This window comes from Streptomyces sp. NPDC052023, from assembly GCF_044548465.1.
In the GTDB taxonomy this organism is placed as follows: domain Bacteria; phylum Actinomycetota; class Actinomycetes; order Streptomycetales; family Streptomycetaceae; genus Streptomyces.
The window spans coordinates 441896-468261 of record NZ_JBIUBW010000003.1; the positions used below are offsets into that span (position 1 = coordinate 441896).

At 71.9% G+C, this 26366-nt stretch carries 21 protein-coding genes; 10 read left to right on the forward strand and 11 right to left on the reverse strand.

Annotation, left to right across the window (positions count from 1 at the left end; genetic code table 11):
* Positions 1-218: 218 nt before the first annotated feature.
* The 5 genes from ACIHCM_RS09630 (at position 219) to ACIHCM_RS09650 (ending at position 8469) form a co-directional block, all read left to right on the forward strand.
* The gene (locus ACIHCM_RS09630) at positions 219-1487 is read left to right on the forward strand and encodes an aspartate aminotransferase family protein (RefSeq protein WP_399891758.1); all 1269 of its coding nucleotides are present in this window, start codon (positions 219-221) and stop codon (positions 1485-1487) included.
* On the forward strand, positions 1484-4354 hold the full coding sequence (locus ACIHCM_RS09635) for an FAD-binding and (Fe-S)-binding domain-containing protein (protein WP_399891761.1): 2871 nt from the start codon (positions 1484-1486) through the stop codon (positions 4352-4354). Before ACIHCM_RS09630 ends, ACIHCM_RS09635 begins: the two co-directional genes overlap by 4 nt.
* The gene (locus ACIHCM_RS09640) at positions 4351-5796 is read left to right on the forward strand and encodes an NAD-dependent succinate-semialdehyde dehydrogenase (RefSeq protein WP_399891763.1); all 1446 of its coding nucleotides are present in this window, start codon (positions 4351-4353) and stop codon (positions 5794-5796) included. Before ACIHCM_RS09635 ends, ACIHCM_RS09640 begins: the two co-directional genes overlap by 4 nt.
* A gap of 295 nt (positions 5797-6091) precedes the next feature.
* Entirely contained in the window at positions 6092-7450 is a 1359-nt protein-coding gene (locus ACIHCM_RS09645) for a hemolysin family protein (protein ID WP_399891767.1), read from the forward strand.
* Positions 7447-8469, forward strand: coding sequence for a hemolysin family protein (locus ACIHCM_RS09650; protein WP_399891770.1), 1023 nt, complete (start codon positions 7447-7449; stop codon positions 8467-8469). The genes ACIHCM_RS09645 and ACIHCM_RS09650 overlap by 4 nt, the downstream gene beginning before the upstream one ends.
* A 60-nt stretch (positions 8470-8529) precedes the next feature.
* On the opposite strand, the gene ACIHCM_RS09655 is transcribed toward ACIHCM_RS09650, so the two are convergent.
* The 5 genes from ACIHCM_RS09655 to ACIHCM_RS09675 all read right to left on the reverse strand — a co-directional run bounded on the left by ACIHCM_RS09655 (position 8530) and on the right by ACIHCM_RS09675 (position 12539).
* The gene (locus tag ACIHCM_RS09655; RefSeq protein WP_399891773.1) at positions 8530-9054 is read right to left on the reverse strand and encodes a hypothetical protein; all 525 of its coding nucleotides are present in this window, start codon (positions 9052-9054) and stop codon (positions 8530-8532) included.
* Positions 9055-9216: 162 nt separating this feature from the next.
* Entirely contained in the window at positions 9217-10362 is a 1146-nt protein-coding gene (locus ACIHCM_RS09660; protein ID WP_399891775.1) for an RNA polymerase sigma factor, read from the reverse strand.
* A 7-nt stretch (positions 10363-10369) separates the two neighbouring features.
* Complete coding sequence (locus ACIHCM_RS09665) at positions 10370-10777, reverse strand: YciI family protein (RefSeq protein ID WP_399891778.1); 408 nt, start codon at positions 10775-10777, stop codon at positions 10370-10372.
* A 155-nt stretch (positions 10778-10932) separates the two neighbouring features.
* Positions 10933-12054: an amidinotransferase gene (locus ACIHCM_RS09670; protein ID WP_399891781.1), complete on the reverse strand. Its 1122-nt coding sequence runs from the start codon at positions 12052-12054 to the stop codon at positions 10933-10935.
* 77 nt (positions 12055-12131) lie between these two features.
* The gene (locus ACIHCM_RS09675) at positions 12132-12539 is read right to left on the reverse strand and encodes a RidA family protein (protein ID WP_399891783.1); all 408 of its coding nucleotides are present in this window, start codon (positions 12537-12539) and stop codon (positions 12132-12134) included.
* Positions 12540-12783: 244 nt separating this feature from the next.
* Here ACIHCM_RS09675 and ACIHCM_RS09680 point away from each other — a divergent pair, with 244 nt between their 5' ends.
* Entirely contained in the window at positions 12784-13455 is a 672-nt protein-coding gene (locus ACIHCM_RS09680; RefSeq protein ID WP_399891786.1) for a dienelactone hydrolase family protein, read from the forward strand.
* Between the two features lie 117 nt (positions 13456-13572).
* On the opposite strand, the gene ACIHCM_RS09685 is transcribed toward ACIHCM_RS09680, so the two are convergent.
* The 3 genes from ACIHCM_RS09685 to ACIHCM_RS09695 all read right to left on the reverse strand — a co-directional run bounded on the left by ACIHCM_RS09685 (position 13573) and on the right by ACIHCM_RS09695 (position 15872).
* The gene (locus tag ACIHCM_RS09685) at positions 13573-13773 is read right to left on the reverse strand and encodes a hypothetical protein (protein ID WP_399891789.1); all 201 of its coding nucleotides are present in this window, start codon (positions 13771-13773) and stop codon (positions 13573-13575) included.
* 73 nt (positions 13774-13846) lie between these two features.
* Positions 13847-14737 carry an SDR family oxidoreductase gene (locus tag ACIHCM_RS09690; RefSeq protein ID WP_399891792.1) on the reverse strand — a complete coding sequence of 297 codons (891 nt, stop codon included), beginning with the start codon at positions 14735-14737 and terminating at the stop codon, positions 13847-13849.
* A gap of 148 nt (positions 14738-14885) precedes the next feature.
* Positions 14886-15872, reverse strand: a complete 987-nt coding sequence (locus ACIHCM_RS09695) for an alpha/beta fold hydrolase (RefSeq protein WP_399891794.1) — start codon at positions 15870-15872, stop codon at positions 14886-14888.
* Between the two features lie 155 nt (positions 15873-16027).
* On the opposite strand from ACIHCM_RS09695, the gene ACIHCM_RS09700 reads away from it, so the two are divergent.
* The 4 genes from ACIHCM_RS09700 to ACIHCM_RS09715 all read left to right on the forward strand — a co-directional run bounded on the left by ACIHCM_RS09700 (position 16028) and on the right by ACIHCM_RS09715 (position 20902).
* Positions 16028-16396, forward strand: a complete 369-nt coding sequence (locus tag ACIHCM_RS09700) for a hypothetical protein (RefSeq protein WP_399891797.1) — start codon at positions 16028-16030, stop codon at positions 16394-16396.
* A gap of 128 nt (positions 16397-16524) precedes the next feature.
* Positions 16525-18792 carry a telomere-associated protein Tap gene (gene tap / locus ACIHCM_RS09705; RefSeq protein ID WP_399891800.1) on the forward strand — a complete coding sequence of 756 codons (2268 nt, stop codon included), beginning with the start codon at positions 16525-16527 and terminating at the stop codon, positions 18790-18792.
* Positions 18793-18805: 13 nt separating this feature from the next.
* The gene (gene tpg / locus ACIHCM_RS09710; RefSeq protein WP_399891802.1) at positions 18806-19360 is read left to right on the forward strand and encodes a telomere-protecting terminal protein Tpg; all 555 of its coding nucleotides are present in this window, start codon (positions 18806-18808) and stop codon (positions 19358-19360) included.
* A gap of 171 nt (positions 19361-19531) precedes the next feature.
* A complete protein-coding gene (locus ACIHCM_RS09715; protein WP_399891805.1) occupies positions 19532-20902 on the forward strand; it encodes a Fic family protein in 1371 nt (456 codons plus the stop codon).
* Between the two features lie 179 nt (positions 20903-21081).
* On the opposite strand, the gene ACIHCM_RS09720 is transcribed toward ACIHCM_RS09715, so the two are convergent.
* The 3 genes from ACIHCM_RS09720 to ACIHCM_RS09730 form a co-directional block, all read right to left on the reverse strand.
* Positions 21082-22263: an amidase domain-containing protein gene (locus tag ACIHCM_RS09720; RefSeq protein WP_399891808.1), complete on the reverse strand. Its 1182-nt coding sequence runs from the start codon at positions 22261-22263 to the stop codon at positions 21082-21084.
* Between the two features lie 148 nt (positions 22264-22411).
* On the reverse strand, positions 22412-23698 hold the full coding sequence (locus tag ACIHCM_RS09725; protein WP_399891810.1) for a hypothetical protein: 1287 nt from the start codon (positions 23696-23698) through the stop codon (positions 22412-22414).
* A 56-nt stretch (positions 23699-23754) separates the two neighbouring features.
* Entirely contained in the window at positions 23755-25998 is a 2244-nt protein-coding gene (locus ACIHCM_RS09730) for a transglycosylase domain-containing protein (RefSeq protein ID WP_399892201.1), read from the reverse strand.
* Positions 25999-26366 lie beyond the last annotated feature (368 nt).

Genomic DNA, 26366 nt, shown 5'->3' on the forward strand with positions numbered 1-26366 from the left:
CCTGCCCGCCCGGACACTCTGACAAGCCGTGCTGACCTGCGCAAGAGCGGCCCCGGCGAGCGCCGCGTCACCCAGGTCCGCGCATCCGCCCCCACTCGGTTGACACTTCGTCCGGACTCCGTGCCCGCACCGGACAGATCCGGCATTGTCCGCGTCCGGGCCGGCCGCGACGCTCGGAACGTCGGAGCAGACCGCAACGCAACGGCCGGGAGACGACCATGACCGCACTGTCGCCGCACCTTCGCCAGGCAACGCCCGTCACGGCGGTCCGGGGCGAGGGCGTCCACCTCTACGGCGAGGACGGCCGCCGCTACCTCGACTTCACCGCCGGCATCGGCGTCACCAGCACCGGGCACTGTCACCCCCGGGTCGTGGCGGCGGCGCGGGAACAGGTGGGCACGCTCGTCCACGGCCAGTACACGACCGTCATGCACCGGCCGCTGCGCCAACTCGTCGACAAGCTGGGCGAGGTGCTGCCGGCCGGCCTGGACTCCCTGTTCTTCACGAACTCCGGCAGCGAGGCCGTCGAGGCCGCGCTACGGCTGGCCCGCCAGGCCACCGGCCGGCCGAACGTCCTGGTCTGCCACGGTGGTTTCCACGGCCGTACGCTCGCCGCCGCCGCGATGACGACGTCCGGCATCCGCTTCCGCTCCGGCTTCTCACCGCTGATGAGCGGCGTGGTGGTCACCCCGTTCCCGACGGCCTACCGCTACGGCTGGGACGAGGGGACGGCCACCGGCTTCGCCCTGAAGGAGCTCGACTACACCCTCCAGACGATCTCCTCGCCGGCCGACACCGCCGCGGTCGTCGTCGAACCCGTCCTCGGCGAGGGCGGATACGTGCCCGCGACCCGCGCCTTCCTCGAAGGCCTGCGGGAACGGGCGGACCGGCACGGCTTCCTGCTGATCCTCGACGAGGTGCAGACCGGCGTCGGACGCACCGGACGCTTCTGGGGCCACGACCACTTCGGCGTGACCCCCGACATCCTCGTCACCGCCAAGGGACTGGCCAGCGGCTTCCCGCTGTCCGGTATCGCCGCCCCCGAGGAACTGATGCGCAAGGCGTGGCCCGGCTCGCAGGGCGGCACCTACGGCGCCAACGCCGTGGCCTGCGCGGCGGCCTGCGCCACCCTGGATGTCGTACGCGACGAGAAACTCGTCGAGAACGCCGAGGCGATGGGCCAGCGGCTGCGCCAGGGCCTGGAGGCGGTGGCCGGGCGCACACCGGCCATCGGCGACGTACGGGGGCTCGGGCTGATGCTCGGCACCGAGTTCGTCGCCGAGGACGGCGGCCCCGACCCCGAGACCGCCGCCCGCGTGCAGCGGGCCGCCGTCGACGAGGGGCTGCTCCTGCTGCTGTGCGGGGCCTGGAACCAGGTCGTCCGGATGATCCCGGCGCTCGTCGTCGACGAGACGGCGGTGGACGAGGGCCTGCGGGCGTGGGCGGCGGCGGTGGAGTCCGGCACGTCCGCGGCGGCGCGTCGATGACCACGGCGTCCGGGGAGCGGCTGGCCGCCCGGCTCGCCGAGCTCGCGCCCGGCCTGCGGGTAGCCACCGGCCCGGGCGCCACCGGCCCGTACGCGTACGACGCCTCCAACTACCGCGTGCTTCCCCGGGCCGTGGCCTTCCCGCGCTCCGCCGACGACGTCCGCGCGGTGCTGCGGGCCTGCCGTGAGGCGGGCGTTCCCGTCACCGCGCGCGGCGGCGGCACCAGCATGGCGGGCAACGCCGTCGGGCCCGGGGTGGTCCTCGACCTCTCCCGGTACATGAACCGGATCCTGGACATCGACCCGGTGGCGCGCACCGCACGCGTCGAGGCCGGAGTGGTGCTCGACGCCCTGCGTGACGCGGCCGCTGAGCACGGGCTCACCTTCGGCCCCGACCCGTCCTCGCACAGCCGCTGCACGCTGGGCGGGATGATCGGCAACGACGCCTGCGGCAACCGGTCGGTACGGCACGGCCGGACCAGCGGTCACATCGAGGCCCTGGAGATCGTCACCGCCGAGGGGCTGCACGCGGTGGCCGACCACGCCGGGCTCCGCGCCGTGGACCCCGCGGACGCCGAGCGCGTGGCCCGGCTGGAGGCGGAGGTCCGGCGCCTGATCGCCGCCGGCCTCGCCCCGATCCGCACCGAACTGGGCCGCATCCCCCGCCAGGTATCCGGCTACCCGCTGCACCGGCTGCTGCCGGAGAACGGCTTCGACATGGCCCGCGCCCTCGTCGGCACCGAGGGCACCTGCGCCGTCGTCACGGCCGCCACCGTACGCCTGGTCGCCACCGCACCGGCGTCCGCGCTCCTCGCCCTCGGCTACGACGACGTCGTCGACGCCGCAGAGGACGTCCCGGAGATCCTCCTCCGCTCACCCACCGCCGTGGAGGGCATGGACGAGGCGATCGTCGCCACCATGCGTGCCCGCCGCGGCCCCGGCTCCGTCACCGGGCTTCCGGAGGGCCGCGCCTGGCTGTACGTCGAACTCGACGGCGACGACGAGGCGGCCGTCACGGCGCGAGCCGCCGAACTCCTCGACGCCCTCGAGGCCCGGGGCCGCACGACCGGCGGACGGGTCGTCGCGAGCTCGGCCGAGCGGCGCTCGCTCTGGCGGGTCCGCGAGGACGGCGCGGGGCTGGCCGCGCGCCTGGTCGACGGCGGGGAGTCCTGGCCCGGCTGGGAGGACGCGGCGGTCGCCCCCGGCGATCTGGCGGCCTACCTGCGGGACTTCCGGGCGCTGCTCGCCTCCCACGCGCTGACCGGTGTGCTGTACGGGCACTTCGGCGCCGGCTGCGTCCATGTGCGCATCGACTTCGACCTGGCCACGGACGCCGGCCGCACCGCCACCCGCCGCTTCCTCGAAGCCGCGGCCGAACTCGTCGTCGCGCACGGCGGCACTCTGTCCGGCGAGCACGGAGACGGACGGGCACGCGGCGAGCTCCTGGAGGTGATGTACAGCCCGCGGCTGATCCGGGCGTTCGCCGCCTTCAAGGCGGTCTTCGACCCGCAGGGGCTGCTGAACCCGGGCGTCGTCGTCGCCCCGGCCCGGCTCGACGCCGACCTGGCCCTGCACCGGATCCGGCCCGTCGGCACCGAGTTCTCCTTCCCGCACGACGAGGACGGCTTCGCGGGCGCGGTCCGCCGCTGCGTCGGCGTCGGGCGGTGCCGCGGCGAGACGGGCGGCGTGATGTGCCCCAGCTACCGGGCCACCGGCGAGGAGCTGCACTCCACCCGCGGCCGGGCCCGTCTGCTCCAGGAGATGCTGCGCGGCGGCGCGGTCCAGGACGGCTGGCGCGCGACCGAGGTCCGGGACGCCCTCGACCTGTGCCTGTCGTGCAAGGCGTGCGCCGCGGACTGCCCGGTGGGCGTCGACATGGCGACGTACAAGGCGGAGTTCCTGCACCGGCACTACCGGCGCAGGCTCCGGCCCCGCTCGCACTACGCACTGGGCTGGCTGCCCCTCACCTCCGTCCTCTTCGCGCACGCCGCCCGCCCGCTCAACGCGCTGCTGCGCGGACCGCTGCGCAAGCCCCTCGCCCGGCTCGGGGGAGTGACGACCCGCCGCGCGATCCCCGCCTTCGCCTCCCGGCGAGCCCTGCGCGAGGAGCTGCGCTCGGCACAGTCCGGCGAGCCGGCCAGGGCCGTGCTCTTCGTGGACAGCTTCACCCGGGCCTTCCGCCCGCAGGTGGCGGGGGCGGCGATGCGCGTGCTGCAGGCCGCCGGCACCCCCTGCACGGCGCGCAGTGGTCTGTGCTGCGGCCTGACCTGGGTCAGCACCGGCCAGCTGTCCATGGCGCGCCGGGTCATGGCCCGCACGGTCGCCCACCTGGACGACGGCGGCGGCCTGCCCGTCGTCGTGGCCGAGCCCAGCTGCGCCGCCACCCTGAAGCGTGACCTGCCCGAACTGCTCGGCTCCGAGGCCGCCCGGCGCGTCGCGGCCCGCGTCCACACCCTCACGGGTGCCCTGACCGACCTGGCCGCGCCGGAGTGGACCCCGCCGCCGCTGCCGGACCACGTCGTCCTCCAGACGCACTGCCACGAGTACGCCACCTTCACCGGGCGCCGCCCGCTTGACCTGCTGCGCCGCCTGGGCATCGGGCGGATCGACGAGGCCGAGGGCTGCTGCGGACTCGCCGGGAACTTCGGCTTCGAGGAACAGCACTACGGCACCTCGATGGCCGTCGCCGGGCTGGCCCTCGCGCCGCGCCTCGGTGACCTCCAGGACGGCGGGGACACCGTCGTCGTGGCCGACGGATTCAGCTGCGCCACCCAGATCGGCCACCTCGCCGGTGACCGAGGAGTCCGGGCCCTCCATCTCGCGGAACTGCTCGACCCCGCCGCCGACCGACCAGGAGAGACCTCATGACCACGGACGTACGCAAGCAACTGCTCATCGGTGGCGCCTGGGTGGACGCCGCCGACGGCGCCACCATGCCCGTCGACGACCCCGCGACCGGTGAGACCATCGCCCATGTCGCCGACGGCGGGCCCAAGGACGCCCGGCTGGCCGAGGACGCGGCGGTGCGGGCACAGCGGGAGTGGGCACGCACGGCACCGCGCACCCGCAGCGAGATCCTGCGGCGGGCGTACGAGATCATCCTCGGCCGCACCGACGAGCTGGCCCGCCTGATGACGTCGGAGATGGGCAAGCCGCTGGCCGAGGCCAGGGGGGAGGTGGCGTACGCGGCGGAGTTCTTCCGCTGGTTCTCGGAGGAGGCCGTCCGTATCGACGGCGGCCACGGGACCCTCCCCGACGGCCGCAACCGCATGCTGCTCTCCCGCCGCCCGGTCGGGCCCAGCCTGCTCATCACGCCGTGGAACTTCCCCCTCGCCATGGGCACCCGCAAGATCGGCCCGGCGATCGCGGCCGGCTGCACGATGGTGCTCAAGCCGGCCCCGCAGACCCCGCTCTCCGCTCTGGCCGTCGCCGCGGTCCTCAAGGAGGCGGGGCTGCCGGACGGCGTGCTGAACGTCGTCACCACCTCCCGGGCCGGCGAGGTGTGCGAGCCACTGCTGCGTGGCGGACGCATCCGGAAGCTGTCCTTCACCGGCTCCACCCAGGTCGGGCGGCTGCTGCTCGCCCAGTGCGCCGACACGGTCGTACGCGCCTCGCTGGAACTGGGCGGGAACGCCCCCTTCATCGTCTTCGAGGACGCCGATCTGGACGTCGCCGTGGACGGCGCGCTGGTGGCCAAGATGCGCAACATGGGGGAGGCGTGCACGGCCGCCAACCGCTTCTTCGTCCACCGCCGCGTCGCGGAGGAGTTCGGGCAGCGGCTCGCCGCACGCATGGGGGCGCTCGTGGTGGGCCCGGGCACCGAGGACGGGGTCGACGTCGGCCCGCTCATCGACGCCGCCGGGCGCGCCAAGGTCGAGCGACTCGTCGCCGACGCGGTGGAACGCGGCGCCCGGGTGCTCACCGGCGGCCTTACGCCGGACGGGCCGGGCTGCTTCTACCCCCCGACCGTGCTCACGGACGTCTCCCCGGACAGCCGCCTGACGGCCACCGAGATCTTCGGCCCGGTCGCGGCGATCCTCACCTTCGACGACGAGGACGAGGTCGTGCGCCGCGCCAACGACACTCCCTGGGGACTCGTCGGCTACCTCTTCACCGAGGGCCTCGACCGTGCCCTGCGCGTCAGCGAGCGCCTGGACGTGGGCATGGTGGGCCTCAACACCGGCCTGGTCTCCAACCCGGCGGCACCCTTCGGCGGGGTCAAGCAGTCGGGCCTCGGCCGGGAGGGCGGCCGTGTCGGAATCGACGAGTTCCTGGAGTACCAGTACCTCGCGATGCCCGTGGGACGGTGAGCCCGGCGCCGTCGGCGGACCCGCGCCGGGTGGACCGTTCCCGCCCCGGTCTCCGCCCGGAGGGCGGGGGCGGCTCCTGGCGCGGCGCGTGGCAATCTCTCCCCGGACCCGTATGAGGCGTGGCACGCCGGGCCCCGGTGTGCTTTGCTCGTCCTTTACCATGGGTCGGGGCGACGACGCCCCTCCGCACCGACAGACCGAAAAGGAGCCAGGGACCCGCAATGGGTGAGCCTCCCAGTACGAGCCGTGCCACGCCCCGCCCACGTCACGACGGTGAGGGAACGGGGGTGGCACGGTGACCGAGATCCTGCTGCTCCTGCTGGCCCTCCTTCTGACACTGGCCTGCGCGGTCTTCGTCGCCGCCGAGTTCTCCCTGACCACCGTCGAGCGCGGTGACCTGGAGCGGGCCGTCACCGCTGGTGAGCGCGGCGCCGAGGGCGCGCTGAAGGCCGTACGCCGCCTGACCGTCCAGCTGTCCGGTGCCCAGCTCGGCATCACCGTGACATCGCTGGTGATCGGCATGCTCGCCGAGCCGTCGCTCGCCGCTCTGCTGCGCGGGCCGCTGGAGGCGATCGGCCTCGGCAGCTCGGCGTCCGCCGTCGCGACCGTGCTGGGCGTGGCCGTGTCCACCGTGGTGCTGATGGTGATCGGCGAGCTGGTGCCCAAGAACTGGGCCATCTCCCGCCCGCTGGCCGTCGCCAAGGTGGTGGCCGGCCCGCAGCGCGGCTTCACGGCCGCGTTCGGCCCCTTCATCCGGCACCTGAACAACACGGCGAACCGGTTCGTCCGGCGTGTGGGTCTGGAGCCCGCCGAGGAGCTGGCCTCCGCCCGCAGTGCCGAGGAGCTGGCCGCGCTCGCCCAGCACTCGGCCGCCGAGGGAGCCCTGGAAGCCGACTCCGCCGAACTCTTCGTACGCACCCTGCATCTGGGTGAGCTGACCGCGGAGAACGTCATGACCCCGCGGGTCGACGTGAAGGCGCTCGAGGCGCGGGCAACGGCCACGGACGCCGCCAACCTCACCCACGCCACCGGTCTGTCCCGCTTCCCGGTCTACCGCGACAGCCTCGACGACGTCATCGGCACCGTCCACATCCGCGACGTGCTCGCCCTGCCGCCGGAACGCCGCGCGGTCACACCCGTCACCGACCTGGCCACCGCGCCCCTGCTGGTGCCCGACAGCCTCACCGCCGACCGGCTCCTGGAGCGGCTGCGCGCCACCCGCACCATGGCCGTGGTCATCGACGAGTACGGCGGCACGGCGGGCGTCGCGACGATGGAGGACATCGTCGAGGAGGTCGTCGGCGAGGTCCGCGACGAGCACGACCCCGTCGAGGTCCCCGACCTCCTGGCCACCCCGGCGACCGCGGACGGCCGTGCCGCGTGGGATGCGGACGGTTCCGTCCGGCTCGACCAGCTCGCCGGGATAGGACTGACGGCCCCGGACGGCCCGTATGAGACCGTGGCCGGCCTCGTCGCCACGCGCCTCGCGCGCATCCCGGCCAAGGGCGACGTCCTGGACCTGGAAGACGGCTGGCGCCTGGACGTCCTCGACGTCGAGCACCACCGCGCCGACCGCGTCCGCATCACCGCTCCCGCAAGGCTCCCGGTCCAGGCGGGCGTGACGGAGGCAACGGCGGGGGAGGCCTGTCGATGACCGTGCTGCAACTCGCCATCGGCGCCCTCACCCTGCTCACCAACGCCTTCTTCGTCGGCGCCGAGTTCGCCCTGATCTCGGTGCGCCGCAGCCAGATCGAGCCCAGCGCCAAGGCGGGCAACACACGGGCCCGGATGACGATGTGGGCCCTGGAACACCTGTCCGCGATGATGGCCACCGCCCAGCTCGGCATCACCGTCTCCTCGCTGGTGCTGGGCGCGGTCGCCGAACCGGCCATCGCGCACCTGCTGGAGCCCGCCTTCGAGGCGGCCCACATCCCGCACGGCCTGATCCATCCGATCGCCTTCGTCATCGCGCTCACCGTGGCGACGTATGCGCACATGCTGATCGGCGAGATGGTCCCGAAGAACATCGCCCTCGCGGCACCGGTCCCGACCGCGCTACTGCTCGGCCCGCCGCTCGTCGCCCTCACCCGCGCCCTGCGGCCGGTGGTGTTCGGCATCAACGCCTTCGCCAACGCCCTGCTGAAGCTGTTGCGGGTCGAGCCGAAGGACGAGGTCGGGTCGGTCTTCACCGACGACCAGCTGGCCCGTATGGTCGTCGACTCCAGCGAGGCGGGCCTGCTGTCGCCCGCCGACGGGGAGCGGCTGCGTGACGCGCTGGAGCTGGGCACCCGGCCGGTGGGCGAGATCCTGGTCCCCCTGCCCCGGATGCGCACCGTCGGACACACCGTGACGCCGGCCGAGCTGGAGCGGGTCGCCGCGGAGGCGGGCTTCTCCCGCTTCCCCGTCACCGGCCCCAACGGCAGCCTGCTGGGGTACCTGCACATCAAGGACACCCTCGGCGTCACCGACCGCGACCGGCCGTTCCCGCGCGAGTCGGTGCACCGGGTCACGCGGGTACGCATCGACACCCCGCTGGACGACACCCTCACCGCCCTGCGCGCCGACGGCAGCCACCTGGCGGCGGTGACCGGTGAGAAGGGCGCGGTCCTCGGCTTCGTGACGATGGACGACGTGTTGTCGGAACTGGTCGGCCCGGCACCGGCGAGGGCCTGACGCGACCGGGCGGCCCTCTCCCGACGGCCGCCCGGCACCGCGAAGCGGATCGTCGACGGTTCAGCAGCCGCCGCAGTTGTAGTAGGTGACGTCCCAGTGGTTGCCCTCGTCGGCGTAGATGTTGCCGGATCCGGAGCGCCACTGGAGGGCACCGTCGCCGCGCGGGCCGATGTAGGTGAACGTGTTCTTGATGTAGTTGCCGACGCACGCGTACTTGCTGTAGTCGAGCTTGTAGCCGTTCCAGTGCGAGTAAGTCCCCGAGGCATGCCCCGTCTCGGTACCGCCGGTGATGTTCAGCGCACAGCCGCTCGCCTGCTTGAGCGTCTGGGCGCCCTGGGCGCTGGCGAGGTTGAGCTGCTCGAACGAGGTACAGGTCGGGTTGTTGCGGTTGGAGCAGCCTCCGGAGGACGACCAGGTGATGCCGGACTGCCGGAACATGGAGGTCGCGGTGGCGTGACTGATCTTCGTGGCGGCATGCGCCGTACCCGCCGTGCCGAGGACCGCGACGCCGGGAGCGACGACGAGCGCGAGTGCGGTCAGCACGGATCGGACCTTGGGAGCCTTCGTGACCTGGATGGCCTGCATGGGGTTCCTTCCTGCGCGGGGCCATGATTCCTGTGGGGGGTGGCTGTGCAGGTGGGGCAGATGGCATCGTGCCCGAGGTCTACGCGCGTGCACCAGAGGGCAAAGTGGAACGAACCGGAGGCTCTGCCGTCTTCATGCAGTGACCGGGCGGGCAGTCGCAAGTCACCGGCGCCCGCGTGCGTTGAGCCGGGCGGCCTGGCGGGTCAGGTGGTCGCGCTCGGCGAGGTTGGACGCCCTGTGGGCGGCCTCGGCGTACAGGCGTGCGGCCGTCCCGAGGTCGCCGTCGCGCTCATGGAGGTACGCCGCCACCGCGGCATGGCGGGGCAGACTGCCGTCAAGCTCCCCGAGGGCCGCCAGCCCGGCGCGCGGTCCGTCGGCCTCGCCGACGGCCACCGCGCGGTTGAGCCGGACGACCGGGCTGTCGGTCAGGCGGGCGAGCTCGTCGTACCACTCCACGATCTGCACCCAGTCGGTCTCCCCGGCGGTGGGCGCGTCGGCATGGAGGGCCGCGATGGCGGCCTGGGCCTGGAACTCGCCCAGCCGGCCGCGCGCGAGGGCGGCCTGGAGGATGCCGACGCCCTCGGCGATCGACGCGGTGTCCCACCGGCCGCGGTCCTGCTCGGCGAGCGGCACCAGGCCGCCGTCGGGCGCGGTCCGGGTGGCGCGCCGGGCGTGGTGGAGCAGCATGAGCGCGAGCAGGCCCGCCACTTCGGGGTGGTCGATGACCGCCGCCAGTTGCCGGGTGAGCCGGATGGCCTCGGAGGTGAGATCGACATCGCCGGAGTAGCCCTCGTTGAAGACCAGGTACAGCACGCGCAGCACGGTGGCGACGTCGCCGGGCTGGTCGAACCGCACATCGGACACGGTGCGCTTGGCACGGCTGATGCGCTGCGCCATCGTCGCCTCGGGCACCAGGTAGGCCTGGGCGATCTGGCGGGTGGTCAGCCCGCCGACGGCGCGCAGCGTGAGCGCGACCGCGGACGACGGCGTCAGCGACGGGTGGGCGCACAGGAAGTAGAGCTGGAGCGTGTCGTCCACGGCGGGCGCGGGGCCGGAACGGGGCTCCTCGTCGACGCGGTCCTCACGCCGGCGGCGGGCGGCGTCGGCCCGGCTCGCGTCGAGGAACTTGCGCCAGGCCACGGTGACCAGCCAGCCCTTCGCGTCTCGCGGAGGGTCGGCCGGCCAGACGCGGACCGCCTCGACCAGGGCGTCCTGCACGGCGTCCTCGGCCGCCGCGAAGTCGGCTCCGCGGCGGACGAGGATCCCGAGCACGCCGGGAGTGAGGCTCCGGAGCAGGGCCTCGTTCATCGACGGGTCACTCCGTGACGGTGGGCGGCGCGGCCAGGAACGGACGCAGTTCGAGCCACTCGTGGATCGGCTTGCCGCCCGCGCCGGGAGCGGCGGACAACTCCCCGGCCAGCTCGACCGCGCGTTCGTGGCTGTCGACGTCGATCACCATCCAGCCGGCGACGAGGTCCTTCGTCTCGGCGAACGGCCCGTCGGTGACCGGAGGGCGCCCCTCACCGTCGTACCGGACCCACATCCCCTCGGGCGCGAGCGCCTGACCGTCGACGAACTCTCCGGTCCCCTCCAGCCGGGCCGCGAAGTCCTGCATGTACTGCACGTGCGCCGAGATCTCCTCCGGCGTCCACTGCTCCATGGGCGCGTCGTTGACCGCGGCCGGAGCGCCGCGGTAGTGCTTGAGCAGCAGGTACTTGGCCATGGTGACTCTCCTCGGTGGTGATGCGACCCATTGTGGCCGCGCTCACCCCGGGGACGGAGCCGGTCACGGCTTCTCGACATCGCGGAGCAAGATTCTTTCGGGGAGCTCGGGGACGCGTCCGGATGAGCCGGGCCCGGGCCTGCCCGGGCGGCCGCTCAGGGGAAGTACGACTGGAGCGTTCCGCGCCGCCGGACGTCGAGTGTCGCGCAGTGGAACGAGCCGCCGAACGGCGCGTAGTGCAGCAGGTCGCACGGGATCGGCTCGAAGCCCCACTTCTCCAGCGCCCGCAGCATGGCCGTGTGATGCCGCTCCGCGATGACCCGCTTCTCGTCGACCATGAGCACGTTCATGCTCAGCCACTTGCCGCACATCGACGTGATCCTGAGCAGGTGCTCGCCGATCGGCTCGGGCTCGGGGGCGACCAGGATGTCCCACGAGCTCAGGACGTCGGGCAGCCGGTCGACGTCGATGTACTCCGGATTGACCAGTGCCTTTCCGGGCGCCAGCAGCACGAACGTCGTGTCGATGTGCATGGGCGTACGGCAGCGGCTCTCGATCTCGTGGATGCGATAGCCGGGCCCGAGGTGACGGCGCAGCCAGTCGATGCCCATCCGGTTGGTGACGTTGCTCCGGGTGACGAACAGGTCCCGTCCCGCGCGGACGAAGTCCGCGGCGTCGAACACGGGCTCGAACTCGGTGAGGATGTACCGCATCGGCTCGCCGGCCTCGGGAACGCGGAAATCCGGGTCGAACAGTTCGTCGGTGAGCTGCGGCTTCGGCGCCGCCGTCCAGCGGGCGCCCCGCCGGAAGTAGTCCTTGAGGATCTCGCGGTAGGAGTGGGTCTCGAAGTAGCGGCACGGCCATGCCATCGGCGTCTCGATGATCTCGTCGCCGATCACCAGCATGGCGTCGCGCGGGCAGGTGTTGCAGAACCCGCGCGACGACCAGTCGGGGGTGCCGTAGCGCCGCTTGTGGTCGACCGGGTCCGGACGCCTGACCGTGACGTCCAGCGACTCCAGCAGAGCGATGAACCGGTCCAGTTCCTGCTGGGCCCGCTCGATCAGCAGGTCCGGGTACTTGAACCCCGCGGCAAGTCGCTGGAACCGCGCCGCCCACGGCGGGATGTTGCAGGTCACGACCGGATGTCCGGAAGGGATCGTCGCGCCCTCCAGGCGCCCGACGACGATCTCCTCCAGCGGATCCCACTCGTTGTGCGAGTTGACCGGCAGGACGAGCGGCTCCTCCGCGGCGATGTCGGCCCTCTGTGCTACCGCCATGCTCAACCGCTTTCGCTTGCGGGATGGTAGTAACTCAATATAGCCAATCTGTTACCGAAGGTGAACAGCGGGGCCTCTCATTCGAGGACCGCCGTGACCTCCAGCTCGACCAGGTGCTCCGGCACGTCCAGCGCCGCGACACCGATGAGCGTGGCCGGCGGCACCGGTGCGCCACCCAGTCGCGCGCCCGCACGGGCCATGCCCTCCAGCAGCAGGGGCATCTTCTCGGGGGTCCAGTCGACGACGTACACGGTCAGCTTCGCCACGTCGTCGAAGGAGCCGCCGGCCGCGGTCAGGGCGGTGCCCGCGTTCAGAAAGCACCGCTCGACCTGTGCTGCGAGGTCACCTTCGCCGACCGTGACTCCGTCGGCGTCCCAGGAGACCTGCCCGGCGACGAAGACCAGCCTCGAACCGGTCGCGACGGACACCTGCCGATAGACGTCGATCTTCGGCAGTCCGTCGGGGTTCATCAGGGTGATGGCCATGCCGTCCTCCTCCTCGCGAGAGCGCCGTGCTCTCCTGCGGTTACTGGGGAACCGTACGAGAGTCTGCGCTGACGTGGAAGAACGCACTTTTCGGTGACTGGGGAACCTTTTGGTGACTCAGGCGCCTGCAGGCCAGGGCCGAGGCGGAGCTCTGGTGCGGGGGCCGCCCGGACGGGTACGCGGTCGGGGAGAGGTCGATACATCGATTCGCAGGGCCGGCCGGCCGGGGAAGAAGTTGAGGTCGATGATTTCCGACATGGTTCTGATACCCACCGACACCGCGATGCTCCCGGGCGACCTCGTCGTGCCGGCGCCCGCGCAGGCGGTGGTGTTGTTCGCGCACGGCAGCGGCAGCTCCCGGCACAGCTCACGAAACCGGACGGTCGCGGCCGAGCTGCGCTCCGCCGGCATGGGGACGCTGCTGATGGATCTGCTCAGCGAGCGGGAGGAGCGGCATGACGCGCTCACGGGCGAGCACCGCTTCGACATTCCGTTCCTGGGCCGCCGGCTGGTCGCCGCCATCGACTGGCTGGACACGCAGCCCGACACCCGGGGGCTGCCGGTGGTCGTCTTCGGCGCCAGCACCGGTGCCGCCGCTGCCCTGGTCGCGGCGGCCGAGCGCCCGGACCGGGTGCTGGCCGTCGTGTCACGGGGCGGACGGCCCGACCTGGCCGGCGACGCGCTGGAGGCTGTAGGGGCGCCCGTGCTGCTGATCGTCGGCGGCGCGGACCACGAGGTACTACGGCTCAACCAGGAGGCGGCCGACCGGCTGCGCGCCCCGCACGCACTGCACGTGGTGCCCGGCGCCACCCATCTGTTCGAGGAGCCGGGGGCGCTCCATGACGTCGCCGACGTCGCCCGGCGGTGGTGCGGTGAGCGACTGCGCGCGCGGCGGGAGCCGACGACAAGGGGATGACCGGTGTCGGCGGGGTGCTGAGCCGGACGGCAGGGGTATGACCCGGCGCCGGCGGGGTGCCGAGCCGTGGGCCGACGGGAAGGGAGGCGGGGCCGTGACGGCCGCCGCCTCCTCCCCTCACCCTTGCCGGCGACCGACCTGCCTCGTCCCGCCTGTGTGCGGCAGCGGTAGCTCTTCGTCGTCGTCGCGCTCCCCCTCCGCCTGGGAGGGAGTGGTCCGGGGCGGATCGGTGGCACGCCGGCCAGGGTCGCGGGTCCTTGCGGAGTCCATCTCGTCGTCCCGCTCGCCTTCGGCCTGGGACGGTGTCTGCTCACTCATCGGTGTGCCTCATTCCGTTGCTTTCACCGCGCCCCGTGCGCCCCGGAACCTCTCCCCGGGGTCCCCCGGAGCCCTAGGGCAGCGGTGTGCCCCCAGTGGCGTTGAGGATCTCCGCCGTGACGAAGCTCGCCTCCTGGGAGGCCAGATAGACGTACGCGGGTGCCAGCTCGGCCGGCTGTGCCGGGCGGCCCAGCGGACTCTGCTTGCCGAACTCCACCGTGTCGGGCAGCGTGGCGGGGATCAGCGGCGTCCACACCGGCCCCGGCGCGACCGCGTTCACCCGGATCCCGCGCTCCGTGAGCATCTGGGCCAGGCCCTGCGTGAAGGTCACGATCGCGCCCTTGGTCATGGCGTAGTCCAGCAGGTGAGGGCTGGGTTTGTACGCCTGCACGGACGTGGAGTTGATGACGCTGCCGCCCTGCGGGATGTGGGGCACGGCGAACTTCGTCAGCCAGAACATCCCGTAGAGGTTGGTACGCATGACCCGGTCGAACTGCTCGGTCGAGATCGCCTCGATCCCGTCCGGCTGCGACATCTGGTAGGCGGCGTTGTTGACCAGGACGTCGATGCGGCCGAACTCCGCGACCGCACGGTCGATCAGCGCCCGGCAGTTCGCCTCCTCACGGATGTCGCAGGAGACCGCGACCGCCTTCCGGCCGGCGTCCTCCACCAGCCGGGACGTCTCACGCGCCTCGTTCTCCTCCTCCGGAAGGTGGGTGAACAGCACGTCCGCGCCCTCCCGGGCGAAGGCGAGCGCCACCGCCCGGCCGATGCCGGAGTCCCCGCCCGTGATCACGGCCTTGCGGTCGGTCAGGCGGCCGGAGCCTCGGTAGGACTCCTCACCGTGGTCCGGGGGCGGGTCCATGGGGCCGGTCCACCCGGGGTGCGGCTGGTCCTGCGCCGGAAACTCCGGCGTCGGGTGCTGGGTCACCGGGTTCTGGCGAGCGTGCTGCGGGTCGGTCACGTCGGCCTCCTGCCTTCCGTACGGGTCCGGACGTGCGCACGAGTTCCCACTCGCCCCGGTGAGGGAAACCCGATCGCCGGGATGCGGGCACCGGGCCCGTTCGGACGGCGCCTCACGAAGGCCGGCGCGCGCCCGAACTCGCGTCGGGTCAAGCGGGCAGGCCCGTGAGCCAGTCGGTCAGCAGCCGGTTGATCTCCTGGGGGCGTTCCTGCTGGATCCAGTGACCGCAGCCGTCGAGCATGCGTGAGGAGACCAGGCCGGGCAGGGTGGCCGGAAACGCCTCGATGGCGTCGGCCATCCAGCCTGTGGAGACGTCCTGGGTTCCGCCCACGAACAGCGACGGCTGGGTGATCGGGGCACCGTCGTGGTCGGCCAGGTCCTCCCAGTCGCGGTCCACGTTGCGGTAGCGGGCCAGCGCCCCCGTCATGCCGGTCCGTTCGAACTCCCCGGCGTAGAAGTCCAGATCGCGCTCGCTCAGCCAGGAGGGCAGCCGGCCGGCCGGGAACCGGTCACGCAGGCGCCCGCCACGGCTGACGAAGTGCGGGGCGGGCGCCCCGGGCGCGGGCATGGTCTCGGCCGAGAGTGCGGCGTAGAAGCCGGCGAGCCAGCCGCGGACGTCGGGCTCGATCTCGCCCTCCACCCGGCCCGGCTGCTGGAAGTACGAGATGTAGAACTCCTCGTCCTCCCCGCCGAACTGCGCGAAGCCCTCGCTCGGCCGGGGTCCGCCGCGCGGGGCGTAGGGCACGCTGAGCAACCCGACCGCACGGAAGACGTCGGGGCGCAGCAGCGCCGAGTTCGCGGCGATGGCGGAGCCCCAGTCGTGCCCGACGATCACCGCCGTCGGCTCGCCCAGGGCGTGCACGACGGCGACGTTGTCCGCCACGAGCTCCAGCATCCGGTACGCGTCGACGGCCTCGGGCCGGGAGGAGCGTCCGTAGCCGCGGACGTCCACGGCGACCGCGCGGTAGCCGGCCGCGGCCAGGGCAGGCAACTGGTGGCGCCATGAGTACCAGGACTCCGGGAAGCCGTGTACGAGCAGGACCAGCGGACCGCTGCCCTGCTCCACGAGATGGATCCGGCCGGCGGGGGAGGGCACCAGGCGGTGAACGAGGTCGGTGGTGATCGTGTGTGTCATGGATCCTCCCTGGGCTGGGGAACGGCCGGTGGCGCTGCCGTGCCCCGGCCGTGGGCACTGAACGGTGATCCTCGGCGGGCGGCCGGCCGGACGCGAGTCCGGTTGCCGCTTCGGCAAAGAAGCTCCACTCCTGAACATCGACGAAAGGTGGCGACATGGCACTGCAGCACCCTGCCGACCGTGGCGGTGGCAAGCGTGGCCCGTTCGAACGATTCGCCGAGGCGGCGTCCTTGTTCACCAGCTCGCCGGCCTTCCATCTACTCTGCCTGGCCCTGGTGGCCGGAGTGGTCGTCACCCATGTGTCCGGCGCGGCATTGGAGTGGAAGGTCTTCGCCGGCGAGTGCATGACGGCAGTGACCCTGCTGCTGCTCGCCCTGCTGAAGAACTCCGAGCAGCGGGCGGAGCGGGCGGTCCAGCGCAAGCTGGACGCCATCGCCAACGCGCTCGTCGAGTCCAACGTCGGTGACCGGGAGAAGGCGTTCGCGGACCTGAAGTCGGCGATCCGGATGGAGGAGGAGACGTGAGGCCGCCATGGAGCAGTGCCCGTGCTGCGTCGTCCGCGTGACGCCACCGGTGCGATGAACGCCATCCGTACGCGGTCAGTACGGCAAAGGTGCGCCGCGCGCTAGGGTGACGCCACAGGAGGTGCACCATGTCCGAGCTGTTCAACGCGGTCGACGCCCTGGTCGCGTCCCGCTCCCCGTTGCCGCCCCCGGCGGAGCGCAAGCGGCTGCGTCAGGCGCACGGGCTGACGCTGGACGAGGTGGCCGGGGCTCTGCGAGTGCGGCGGGCGACGCTGAGCGGCTGGGAAGCGGGCCGGACGGAGCCCCGGCCGCCGGAGCGGGAGGCCTACGCCCGCCTGCTCAGGCAGCTCGCGGAGCTCTACCCCGCCGATCCCGACGCCGCCGCGCCGCCGCAGGAGACGGCCCCTGCCCGGCAGACCTCCGCCGACCCCGACACCAGTACGCCGCCGCAGGAATCGGGCACCACGCGGCCGCAGGACAGCGCCGTCGCGCCACCGTCGCAGGACTCGGCTCCCGCGCAGCACGCCTCCGCCGCCCCAGTGCCTCCACGCGCCCCTGCCCAGGTCACATCACCCTCCCCGGCGAAGGCGGCGCCCTCGTCGCCTCGCACGGGTACGAAGAAGGCCGCCGCCGGCCCGGCCCCCGACTCGGAGAACGGCACCGAAGGCCGCTTCGCGCACGGTCCCCTCGCCGTCCTCGACGCCGGCGCAGACCGGCAGGTCACCGCGTACTGCGTCGGCGGACTGGTGCTGGACGTGCCCGCCAAGTCGCTGCCCGCGCTGCTGGAGTGGACCCTGACGGAGGCACGGCTCGGGGCGGAGAAGCTGCACGGGTCCGGCAAGGACGCCGATCCGCTGCTGGTGCTCACCGAGGCCGCGTGCAGGCGGTACGGGTTGCCCGCGACGCTGCCGGACGCCGACCGCCTCGCCGGGCGGCTCCCGGACGGGCACAAGGTCCTCAAGCAACTCGACCGCGCGCAGTGGCGGCTCACCAGGCGCGGGTTCGGCCCGTGGGCCCGGATCTACCGCCCGGCGCAGGGCAGCCGGCGCCGGTGCGTGCAGCTCTGCCTCCCGTCATGGCACGCCCTCGACACGCGGACGTGGGGCGACGCCGCGCAGCTGCCCCCGGCCGAACTCGCCCGTCTGCTCGGCACCTACGCGCGCCGGGTGATGACGCCGCGCGGCTCCACCGCCGTCACCGGTCTGGAACTGATGACCGCCCTGAACCCGCCGACTCGCGCGAGCGACCCGGACGAGACGGGCAGGCGGCACAAGGAACACCGGCCCGGTTCCCTGGGGGAGCACGCGATCGACTGCGCGCCGTGCGAGGCTCCCGACGGGCATCCGCTGCTGAAGGATCTGCCTCGCTTCCACCAGCGGGGCCCGGAGGAGATGCTGTTCGAGGAGGCCTACGACTGGGCGCGTGAGCTCACCGACGCCGAGTGCATGCGGCGCCACCTGGTCGGCATCGACGTCAACCTCGCCTTCGGAGCGGCCGCGAACGGCGTCGTGGTCGGCCTCGCCCAGCCGCCGGTGCACGTCACCCGACCCGAGTTCGACGCGGGCCTGCCCGGCGCGTGGCTGGTCGACCTCTCCCACGTCGACCTCTCCCGCGTCCTGGTCGGCAAGCAGTGGCGGCACCTCGAAGGCGACCTGCTGCCCAGCCCGTTCACCCCGACCGGCGAGCGCCCGACGGGCCCGGCCTGGTACGCGACGCCGACCGTGGCGTACGCGGTGGAGCTCGGCTACGACGTCGCCCCGCTGGAAGCCTGGGTGCGCCGCGAGAAGGGCAAGTTCCTGGACGCCTGGTACAAGCGGCTGCGCAACGCCTACGTCGACACCATGGCGGACCTGGGCGTGGGCGAGAAACTGCCGCCGGAGGAGTTCCTGAAGGCCATGGACGGCTACCGGCGGCGCGACCCCGAGATGGCGATCGTCCTGGACGCGGTCAAGTCCACGGTGAAGGGCGGCATCGGCAAGCTGCGTGAGCGGGCGCGGGGCGGCGGCTGGAGACCGGGTCAGGCCTGGCCGGCCCTCGCCCGGCCGACCTGGCGCCCCGACATCCGCGCGGCGGTGATCTCGCGGGCCCGGGTCAACATGCACCGCAAGACGGTCGCGCTCGCCGCGGCCACCGGCCGCTACCCGGTGGCGATCCTGTCGGACTGCGCCGTGTACGCCGCCGACGGTCCCTCGCCGCTGGACGTCCTGCCCTACGACGCCGACGGCAGGACCGTGCCCGGCAGCTTCCGGCTCGGGGTCTCGCCCGGCATGGTCAAGCACGAGGGCACGCAGACCACCCTGTGGGCGGAGGAAGTGCGCGAACGGCACGGCCAGTTCCTCAACCTCGCGCGGTACGTCAAGACCGGCGAGGTCACCGCCAAGGACGACGGAGAGTAGGAGACGAGGGCAGATGGACACGGTCGGTGACGGCCTCGACGCCGCGCTGCAGAAGGCGTTCACACGCCCTGTCCCGAAGAGCGCGGGCGCGCAGATGCGGTACCTCGTCAAACAGCTCAAGGGGACACGGCGGGTGGCCGAGCTGCTGGGCATCACACAGCGCACCGTGGAACGGTATGTGAGGGATCAGATCAAAAGGCCCCGCAGGGACCTCGCCGACCGGCTGGAAGGCGAGGTGAGGAAGCGGTGGCAGCCGCAGATCCGGGCCCGGGCCCGGAAGACCGCGGCCAGCACCGGTGGCATCGTCATCGACACCCGTGCCCGCTTCGGATACACGGCCGCTCCCGGCACGACCGACGACGCCCGGCTGCGCCACCTCACCGTGGCCCTGCCGCCCCCGTACGCGGCACGCCTCTTCGAGGCACAGGAACAGGGCGCCACCGAGCAGCAGTTGCGCCACATCGCCGCCGAGGGCCTGGGCGAGATCTACTTCCGCGACCGCGACCGGCGAGCCCACGGCCTCGACGTCGAGTTCACGGACGTGGAGCACATCGACTTCGACCTCTGACCCACGGCCGGCGCGGGGCCCGTGACGCGGATCTGACCGACTGCGGGGCAGGCTCGTGCAGGGCTGCGGCCCTTCGAGTGCCACACTTGCCGTGCAGAGCCTCCCGCACGCTTCTCGGTCCTGCGGTAATTCGCTTGAACCACAGCCGGATGGACGTGGCAGGCTTGGGCGGTGATTGCCGAGCTGGCTCCCAGCTTTCTGGCCTGGGGCGATGTGGATCCCTCCCGTTATTTCTTCGACAGCGCGTCGGCGCCGCAGGTGGTGCGGTCGCTCGGGCCTGCTCGGCGGGTGCCCCACCGCCCCGACGTCCCCTTCGGTGACCCGGCGATGTGGGCCTGGTGCCGGGGCGAGGCAGAGCTCTGGGCCGACGCCATGTCGCAGGCCCTCGCTGAGCACTACGGCCGCTGGACCGTGGGCTGGCGCTGGGCGCACGACGAAGGCGACTTCGACGGAGGTCCGGTGGGAAACTGGTGCTGCCCGCGGGACTCGATCACCACCCCTGAGGAGACGCTCGCCGCTGTCGTCGCGGCGCTGTGCGAGTGGCGCGGGTGGCTGGAGAGTCTCGCCGCGTGGTTCGACGCGTACCCGTTGGACCTGACCGAGGTCGAAGACCAGCGGATCCTGTGGGAGCGCGCCGCCCGGAACCTGATCCTGCAGGTGACCGGCCGCACCGGCTGCGGCAGCGGCTGGCACGGACACTGCCGCCAAGTGCTCACCTGGTTCCTCAGCCGCTGGGGCGTCGCACCCGACCTCGCGCAGGAGTTGGTCGACGAGGCGGTCGGAGGGAGGTTCCAGAGCTGGACCGGCCCTGACCCGGTGGTGGTCGAGGACGTCGCAGAGCGGCTCGCGCTGTCGCTGCGGCCGGACGACGGGGCACGATCCGCCGGGCCCGTGCCTGACCACCTCCACCGCTGGCTCGCGGTGCGCGCGACCGTACCCTGGCACAACGCCCCGGACGGCGGCGGGGACGAACCGGTGGCCCCGTCGGGTGACGGCGCGGCGGAGGACATACGCGCCTTCGACGGCGCCTTGGATCCCGCCCGTGCACGAGGCCTGCTCGTCGCCCTGGATCTGCTGCGGGCCGACGCGGCGCGCGGCGCCTTGCTCGACTTCGAGGTGCTCCAGCGCTGGCAGCAGCATGTTCTGGGCACACCGCAGCCGCCGCCGTTCCGCGACCTGCCGGCCTTCGCCAAGCACGGCAGGGAACGCTATGGCATCAGCCCGGACACCCGAGCTCAGCTCGACGCCTGCCTGGCCGAGAGCGCGCGCCACACCGAGCGGCCCCTTCCCCTCACCGCCCGGGCCGCACGTGCCTATCTCGACGTGTGCTTCTTCCACCCCTTCGACGACGGCAACGCCCGATCCGCCTTCCTCGCGCTCCTCTTCGTCCTTGCCCGTGAGGGCGTCGCGCTCGACGGGGTCAGCCTGCTGCGTCGCGTCACCTTCCAGGCCGACGAGCCGCAGGACGCGCTGATCCTCACGCGGTACATCGACCTCCACCTCACGGAGACCCGGCGCAACGCCGTCTCCCTGGACTCCTAGCCGCTGGGCATGAAGTCTCCGATGCGACAGCTGAGTTGCTCGGTCACAGGCACCCGACAACTGCCGTGCTGACGCCGCACCCCAGGGACGCCCGATGGTGACGACCATCGTGCTTCAGCACAGGACCGCCGCCCCGGCCCCGAGGGGCAGGAGCGGCGGAACGGGGTGGACGACGCCGATCAGGTGCGGTAGGCGTAGTACGCGGCGTTCGGGTACGACGCGATGATGCTGGCCACCGACCGGCGGTACGTGTTGGTCGAGTGGTAGGTCAGGTACGGCACACCCTGCCGGCTGCGGTACGTGACGATCATCGTGTGGTCCTTGGACCCGTCCTTGTCGAAGTCGACCTGGAGCACGTCGCCGACGTCCATCTGGTAGACGTTGGCAAGGCTCGTGGTGCGCTTGGAGTTCTGCGCGAACCAGGACCACTCGTTGACGCCGACGAACGAGTGCGACTGGATGTCGGCGGTGCCGAACCACCTGGTGTAGTCGTACACGTAGCCGGGCACGTGCTTCCAGCCGCCCGCCTTCAGGGACTGGCTGACGAAGTTGGTGCAGTCACCGCCCGCGCCCTGCCCGTTGAAGTTCGGGTAGGCCGGGTTGTAGTTGCTCCAGTACTTCTCCGCGTAGGCGGCCATCGCCTTGTAGTCGTAGCCGCTCGCGGTGAAGTTCTTCGGGTTGGACGGCGCGGGCCGCGTGGTGGCGGCGCGCGGAGCCGACGGCGTCGTGTTGCCCGCCTTGGCCTTGGTGGCGGCCGCGACGCTCGGCGTGGCCGTCTGGTTGATCGCGAGGCCGCCGTCCTCGGACTCACGGATGTCCGTCAGCCGCCAGTTGCCGTCCCGGTCGGCCTTGAACGTCAGCTCGTGGTGCGCCTCGAACCCGGTCGTCCCCGGCTCGTCGCCGCGGACCTTCTCATACGTCAGCGTCGTGGTCTCGGTGACCTGGACGACGGCCTTGCGGCCCTTGACGCTGGTGTGGTTCAGGGTGACGGAGGTGCTCGCCGCGCTGTACTTCTCGCCGAGCCGGGCGAGCCCGTCCTTGCGGTCGCCGAGCTGGTCCACGGCGCCGTCCTCGGTGCGGGCGGCACCGGAGGAGAGCGCGACCTCGCCGGAGAAGCCGTCGATCAGCGGCTTCTTCCCCTTGCGGGGCTTGTCGACCAGGGCGTTGGTGCGGTCGGTGAAGACCGCGTCGGCCAGTCGCTGAAACGTGGCCTTCGTCTGGGCGTCCACCTCGGGCTCGGCCGGGGCGGACGCGCCCGCGCTCCAGCTGGGCAGCAGCGCCGCACCCGCGACGACCGATGCGGCGGCCGCCGTGAGTATCGTCGCGCGACGCCGCGTACGGCTCAATTTCCTTGACTTCACTGAAGTTCCCCTCTTCCCCCGGCGGAGGTATGCCGAGGTAAGCGGCATCTTTGCATGGCGTATGCGGCCAGTGTGAAGGGGGTTGCGTCCCGAACCGGGCGGAGTTACCGGACTGTCATCGCCGCCCGGCCGTGCCGGGCGGCGGCGGTCACTGCACGACCGTGGACCAGTCCGGTGACTGCGCCGGGTCCAGGCTGCGCAGCCGCTCCAGCGTGGCCGGCTTCTGGACGTCCATCCAGTCGGCGAGCTCCTTGAAGGACACGCACTTGACGTCCTTCTTGGTGCAGACGGTCTTGATGACCTCGTCGACGGCGTTCATGTAGATGCCGCCGTTCCACTCCTCGAAGTGGTTGCCGATGAACAGCGGTGCCCGGCTGCCGAAGTAGACGCGGTTGAAGCCGGCCATGTAGGCGTCGATGGTCTCCTGCTGCCACTGCGGGTACATGGCCGGATCGCCGTCGGTCTCCCCGTCGGACTGGTTGTAGAGGAAGTTGAAGTCCATGGACAGGCCCTGGTACTTGCCGCCCTCGTACGGGAGCATCTGAAGGGGAAAGTCCCAGATGCCGTTCTTCTTCGTGGGCCAGATCTGGAAGTCGCCCGCCGAGCTGGCGTCGTAGCGCCAGCCGTAGTCCTTCGCCGCCTTCAGCAGGTTCTCCTGGCCTTCCAGACAGGGTGCGCGGCCGCCGGTGACCGCCTTCCTGATGTCGAAGGGCAGCGGGTCGAGATCCGTGTAACCGGTGTTGGTCTTCCACTTCTCCACGAAGTCGTAGAACTGGTCGATCTCGCTCTTCCACTCCTCGACGCTCCAGTCGCCGCCGCCCTTGGCGCCGCAGAAGTGGCCGTTGAAGTGGGTGCCGATCTCGTTGCCGTCCTCCCAGGCACCGCCGAGCTGCTCCAGAGTGGTGCGTATGTGCTCGTCGGTGGGGAAGCTGATGGCCGCGGTGCCCTTGGGGTGCTGCGGCGGCGCGTAGAGGTCCTTCTTGCTCTTGGGCAGCACGTAGATGCCCGTGAGGAAGAAGGTCATGTGGGCGTTGTACTCCTTGGCCATCTCCCGGTAGTGGGAGAAGAGCTCGTCGTCGCCCTGGAGGGCGCCGTCCCAGGAGAAGACGACGAACTGGGGCGGCTTCTCACCGGGCTTGAGCGGCACCGGCTTCAGTTGGTTCTTCTGCGGGCCGGTGTAGGACGTCGAGCCGTCGCCGAGCACCTTGGTCTTCCCGTCCCACGCCGGCTCCTCGGTCGCCCGCGAGCCCGTGTTCTGCCGCGCGTGGTCCTCGGCGGCCGCGGTCGAGGCGGTGTCGCCGGTGTGGGAGAGCACCAGGTACCCGCCGACGAGGGAGGTCACGACGAGGAACGCCGCGAGGGTGATGAACTGCGGACGGGCGGCGGGGCGGCGGGGTGCTCGGGCCTTGCGGCGGCGGCCCGACGGCTGTTTCATCTTGCGGCTCAATCTCTTGGGGACAGGGCTGGAGCGGTGCCGGTGTCGCGCGGTGATCAGTCGAGCGGACTCATGGCACGTGACCAGATGCCGTACGGGACGCTTTCGGTTGCGGTCCCGTCCAGGCCCTGGAGCGGCAGGGGTTCGAGGCTCTTGTTCAGGTCGATGCGGTAGACGACCACTGCCGTGGCCACCTTCTTGGCGCTGCCGACGTACCAGGCGGCGGTGTCGTCCTCGGTCGTGCCCACCTTCCCGGCGACCTCGGCGGAGGCGGGTGCGGCGTCCGGGTGGGCGGTGCGGAAGGCGTCGACCAGGGCGGACTGGACCTCCTGGGCGGTGTCGGCGCCCATCGCGCGGCGGTTGGGAGCGGCGGCGAGGGCGACCTTGTCGCCGTTGTGGGTGATCCTGCGCACCGAGTACGGCTCGGTGTGCACGCCGTCGGCGACGAAGGTGGCGTAACCGCTGGCCATGCGGATGGCGCTGGGGGTGGAGCTGCCCGTGGACAGGGTGGGCACCTGGGCGCCGATGCTGGAGGACAGCAGCCCGGACGCCTCCGCGGTGGAGCGCACCTTCTCCAGGCCGGTGTCCATGCCCAGTTGCATGAAGGGGGCGTTGACGGACTGGGCGAGCGCCTGGTGCAGGGAGATCTGCCCGTAGGACCTGCCCCCGTCGTTGCGTGCGGCGACCTTGCGGCCGCTGCGGTCCCAGTACGGGCCCTCGGGGGTGGTGACGGGCACGCCGTCGTCGCCGTTGTAGAGGGTCTCCCCGGTCACCGGCGTGACCTCGCCGTCGCGGGTCTTGCGTACGCCGTGCTCCAGGCCGGCGGCGTAGACGAACGGCAGGAACGCCGAACCGGCGGGCACCGTGGTGGCGTTGGACTCGTTGTAACCCTGCTTACGGTGGTCGGGGCCGCCGTAGACGGCGAGGATCCGGCCGTCCGAGGCGATGGAGGCGGCGCCGTAGTGGGCGGTCCCGGCGAGCTTGGGGTGGTCCTCCTTGGCCTGCTTGCGGGCTTCGGTGACGGCTTCGGTGAGCTGGGCCTCACGGTGCTTCTCGAAGGTCGTGTAGATCTGGTAGCCGCCGAGGTCGAAGTCCTTGTCGGAGATGCGTGCGGTCTTCTTGGCGTACTGGGAGGCCAGTTGCACCAGGTAGTCGCTCTGCTCGCCGGTGTCGTACAGCGGGTTGCTCTTCAGCGGCTCGGGGAACGTCTTGTACCTGGCGCGCTCCTGCGGCGACAGCTTGCCGATCGCCACCATACGGTCGAGGATCCAGGACCAGCGCTCGACGGCCCGGTCGTGGTTGGCCTTGCTGAGCGTGGGGTCGTACAGGCCGGCGCCCTTGAGCAGCGAGGAGAGGAAGGCGGCCTCGCTGGCGTTGAGCTCGCTGACGTCCTTGCCGTAGTAGGCCTGCGAGGCGCGCTGGATCCCGTAGGTGCCGCGTCCGAACCAGCTGGTGTTGAGATAGCTCTCCAGGATCTCGTCCTTGCTCATCCTGTTGTCGAGCTTGAGGGCGATCATCGCCTCGGTGAACTTGCGGGTGAGTGTCTGGTCCTGGTTGAGGTAGACGTTCTTGACGTACTGCTGGGTGATGGTCGAGCCGCCCTGGGTGTCACCTCGGCCGAGGGTGCGGAACAGGGCGCGGGTGATGCCCTTGAAGGAGATGCCGGGGTCGCTGTAGAAGCTCTCGTTCTCGGCGGCCAGCACCGCCCAGCGGACGTCCTCGGGGACGTCCTTCAGGGGCATCGCCTGGCGCTGCACCCAGCCGGTACGGGCCATCGGGGTGCCGTCGGCCCAGAAGTACACGTTGTCCTGCTGGGTGGCGTAGGTGTTGAGGTTGTCCGGGATGTCGGTGGCGGCGTAGGCGACGACCAGGAAGAGGGTGCTCAGACCGAGGGAGGCGAGGAAGCCGCCGAGGCTCTGCCGCCAGGAGGGTATCCAGCGGCGCCACCCGGTGCGGCCCGGCCGGGGATACAGGGGGCGCAGCCGGCGGGCGTAGGGGCCGAGGCGGGCGGCGAGGGGGCCGAGCACCAGGGCGAGCCGGGGGCCGAGGACCGCGACGACGCGGGCGGCGGGGGAGGGGCGGGGGGCTTTGCGGCGGCGACGGGAGGACTTGCCGGATATGCCGGGCGCGTCGGGGGCCGGGTCGGGCTCGTCGGAAGTCGTGAAAGCGGAGGAGGTGGAAGCGGATGTACCGGATGCGGCGGACTTGTCGGAGCCGTCGGGTATCTCACCCTCGGGTATGCGCAGTTGCATGGTCTCGTCCGCGGCGGGCCGCGGTGGCGCCGGGACCTTCAACTGCATGGTGACGTCGGGCTCCACGGGCCCCTCGTCACCAGCCTGATCGCGTCCCCCCTGCCCTCCCTGGGCCACGACTGTGCCTCCCTCCGCACTCCATGTTGCTCGCGCAGGCAGACCGTACAGTCGTACGAGGTTGGATGTGTTGCCGCAGCAGCGGCGGCACATCCCGACTCCCCCTCCCCGGCCTCGCGGGGTATCGCGCCGCTCTCAAATTACCAGCGTCCTTCGCAAAGTCTCCACACAGAACCAGGCGGAACCGGTCACTTCTGATGTGACGGAAACCTCAGCCGATCGAGGCAACCTTCTGGCGTTCGGATGCATCCCGTCAGGTCGCCCGGCAGGCCCGGACCAGGCGCCCATCAGCGGGGAAG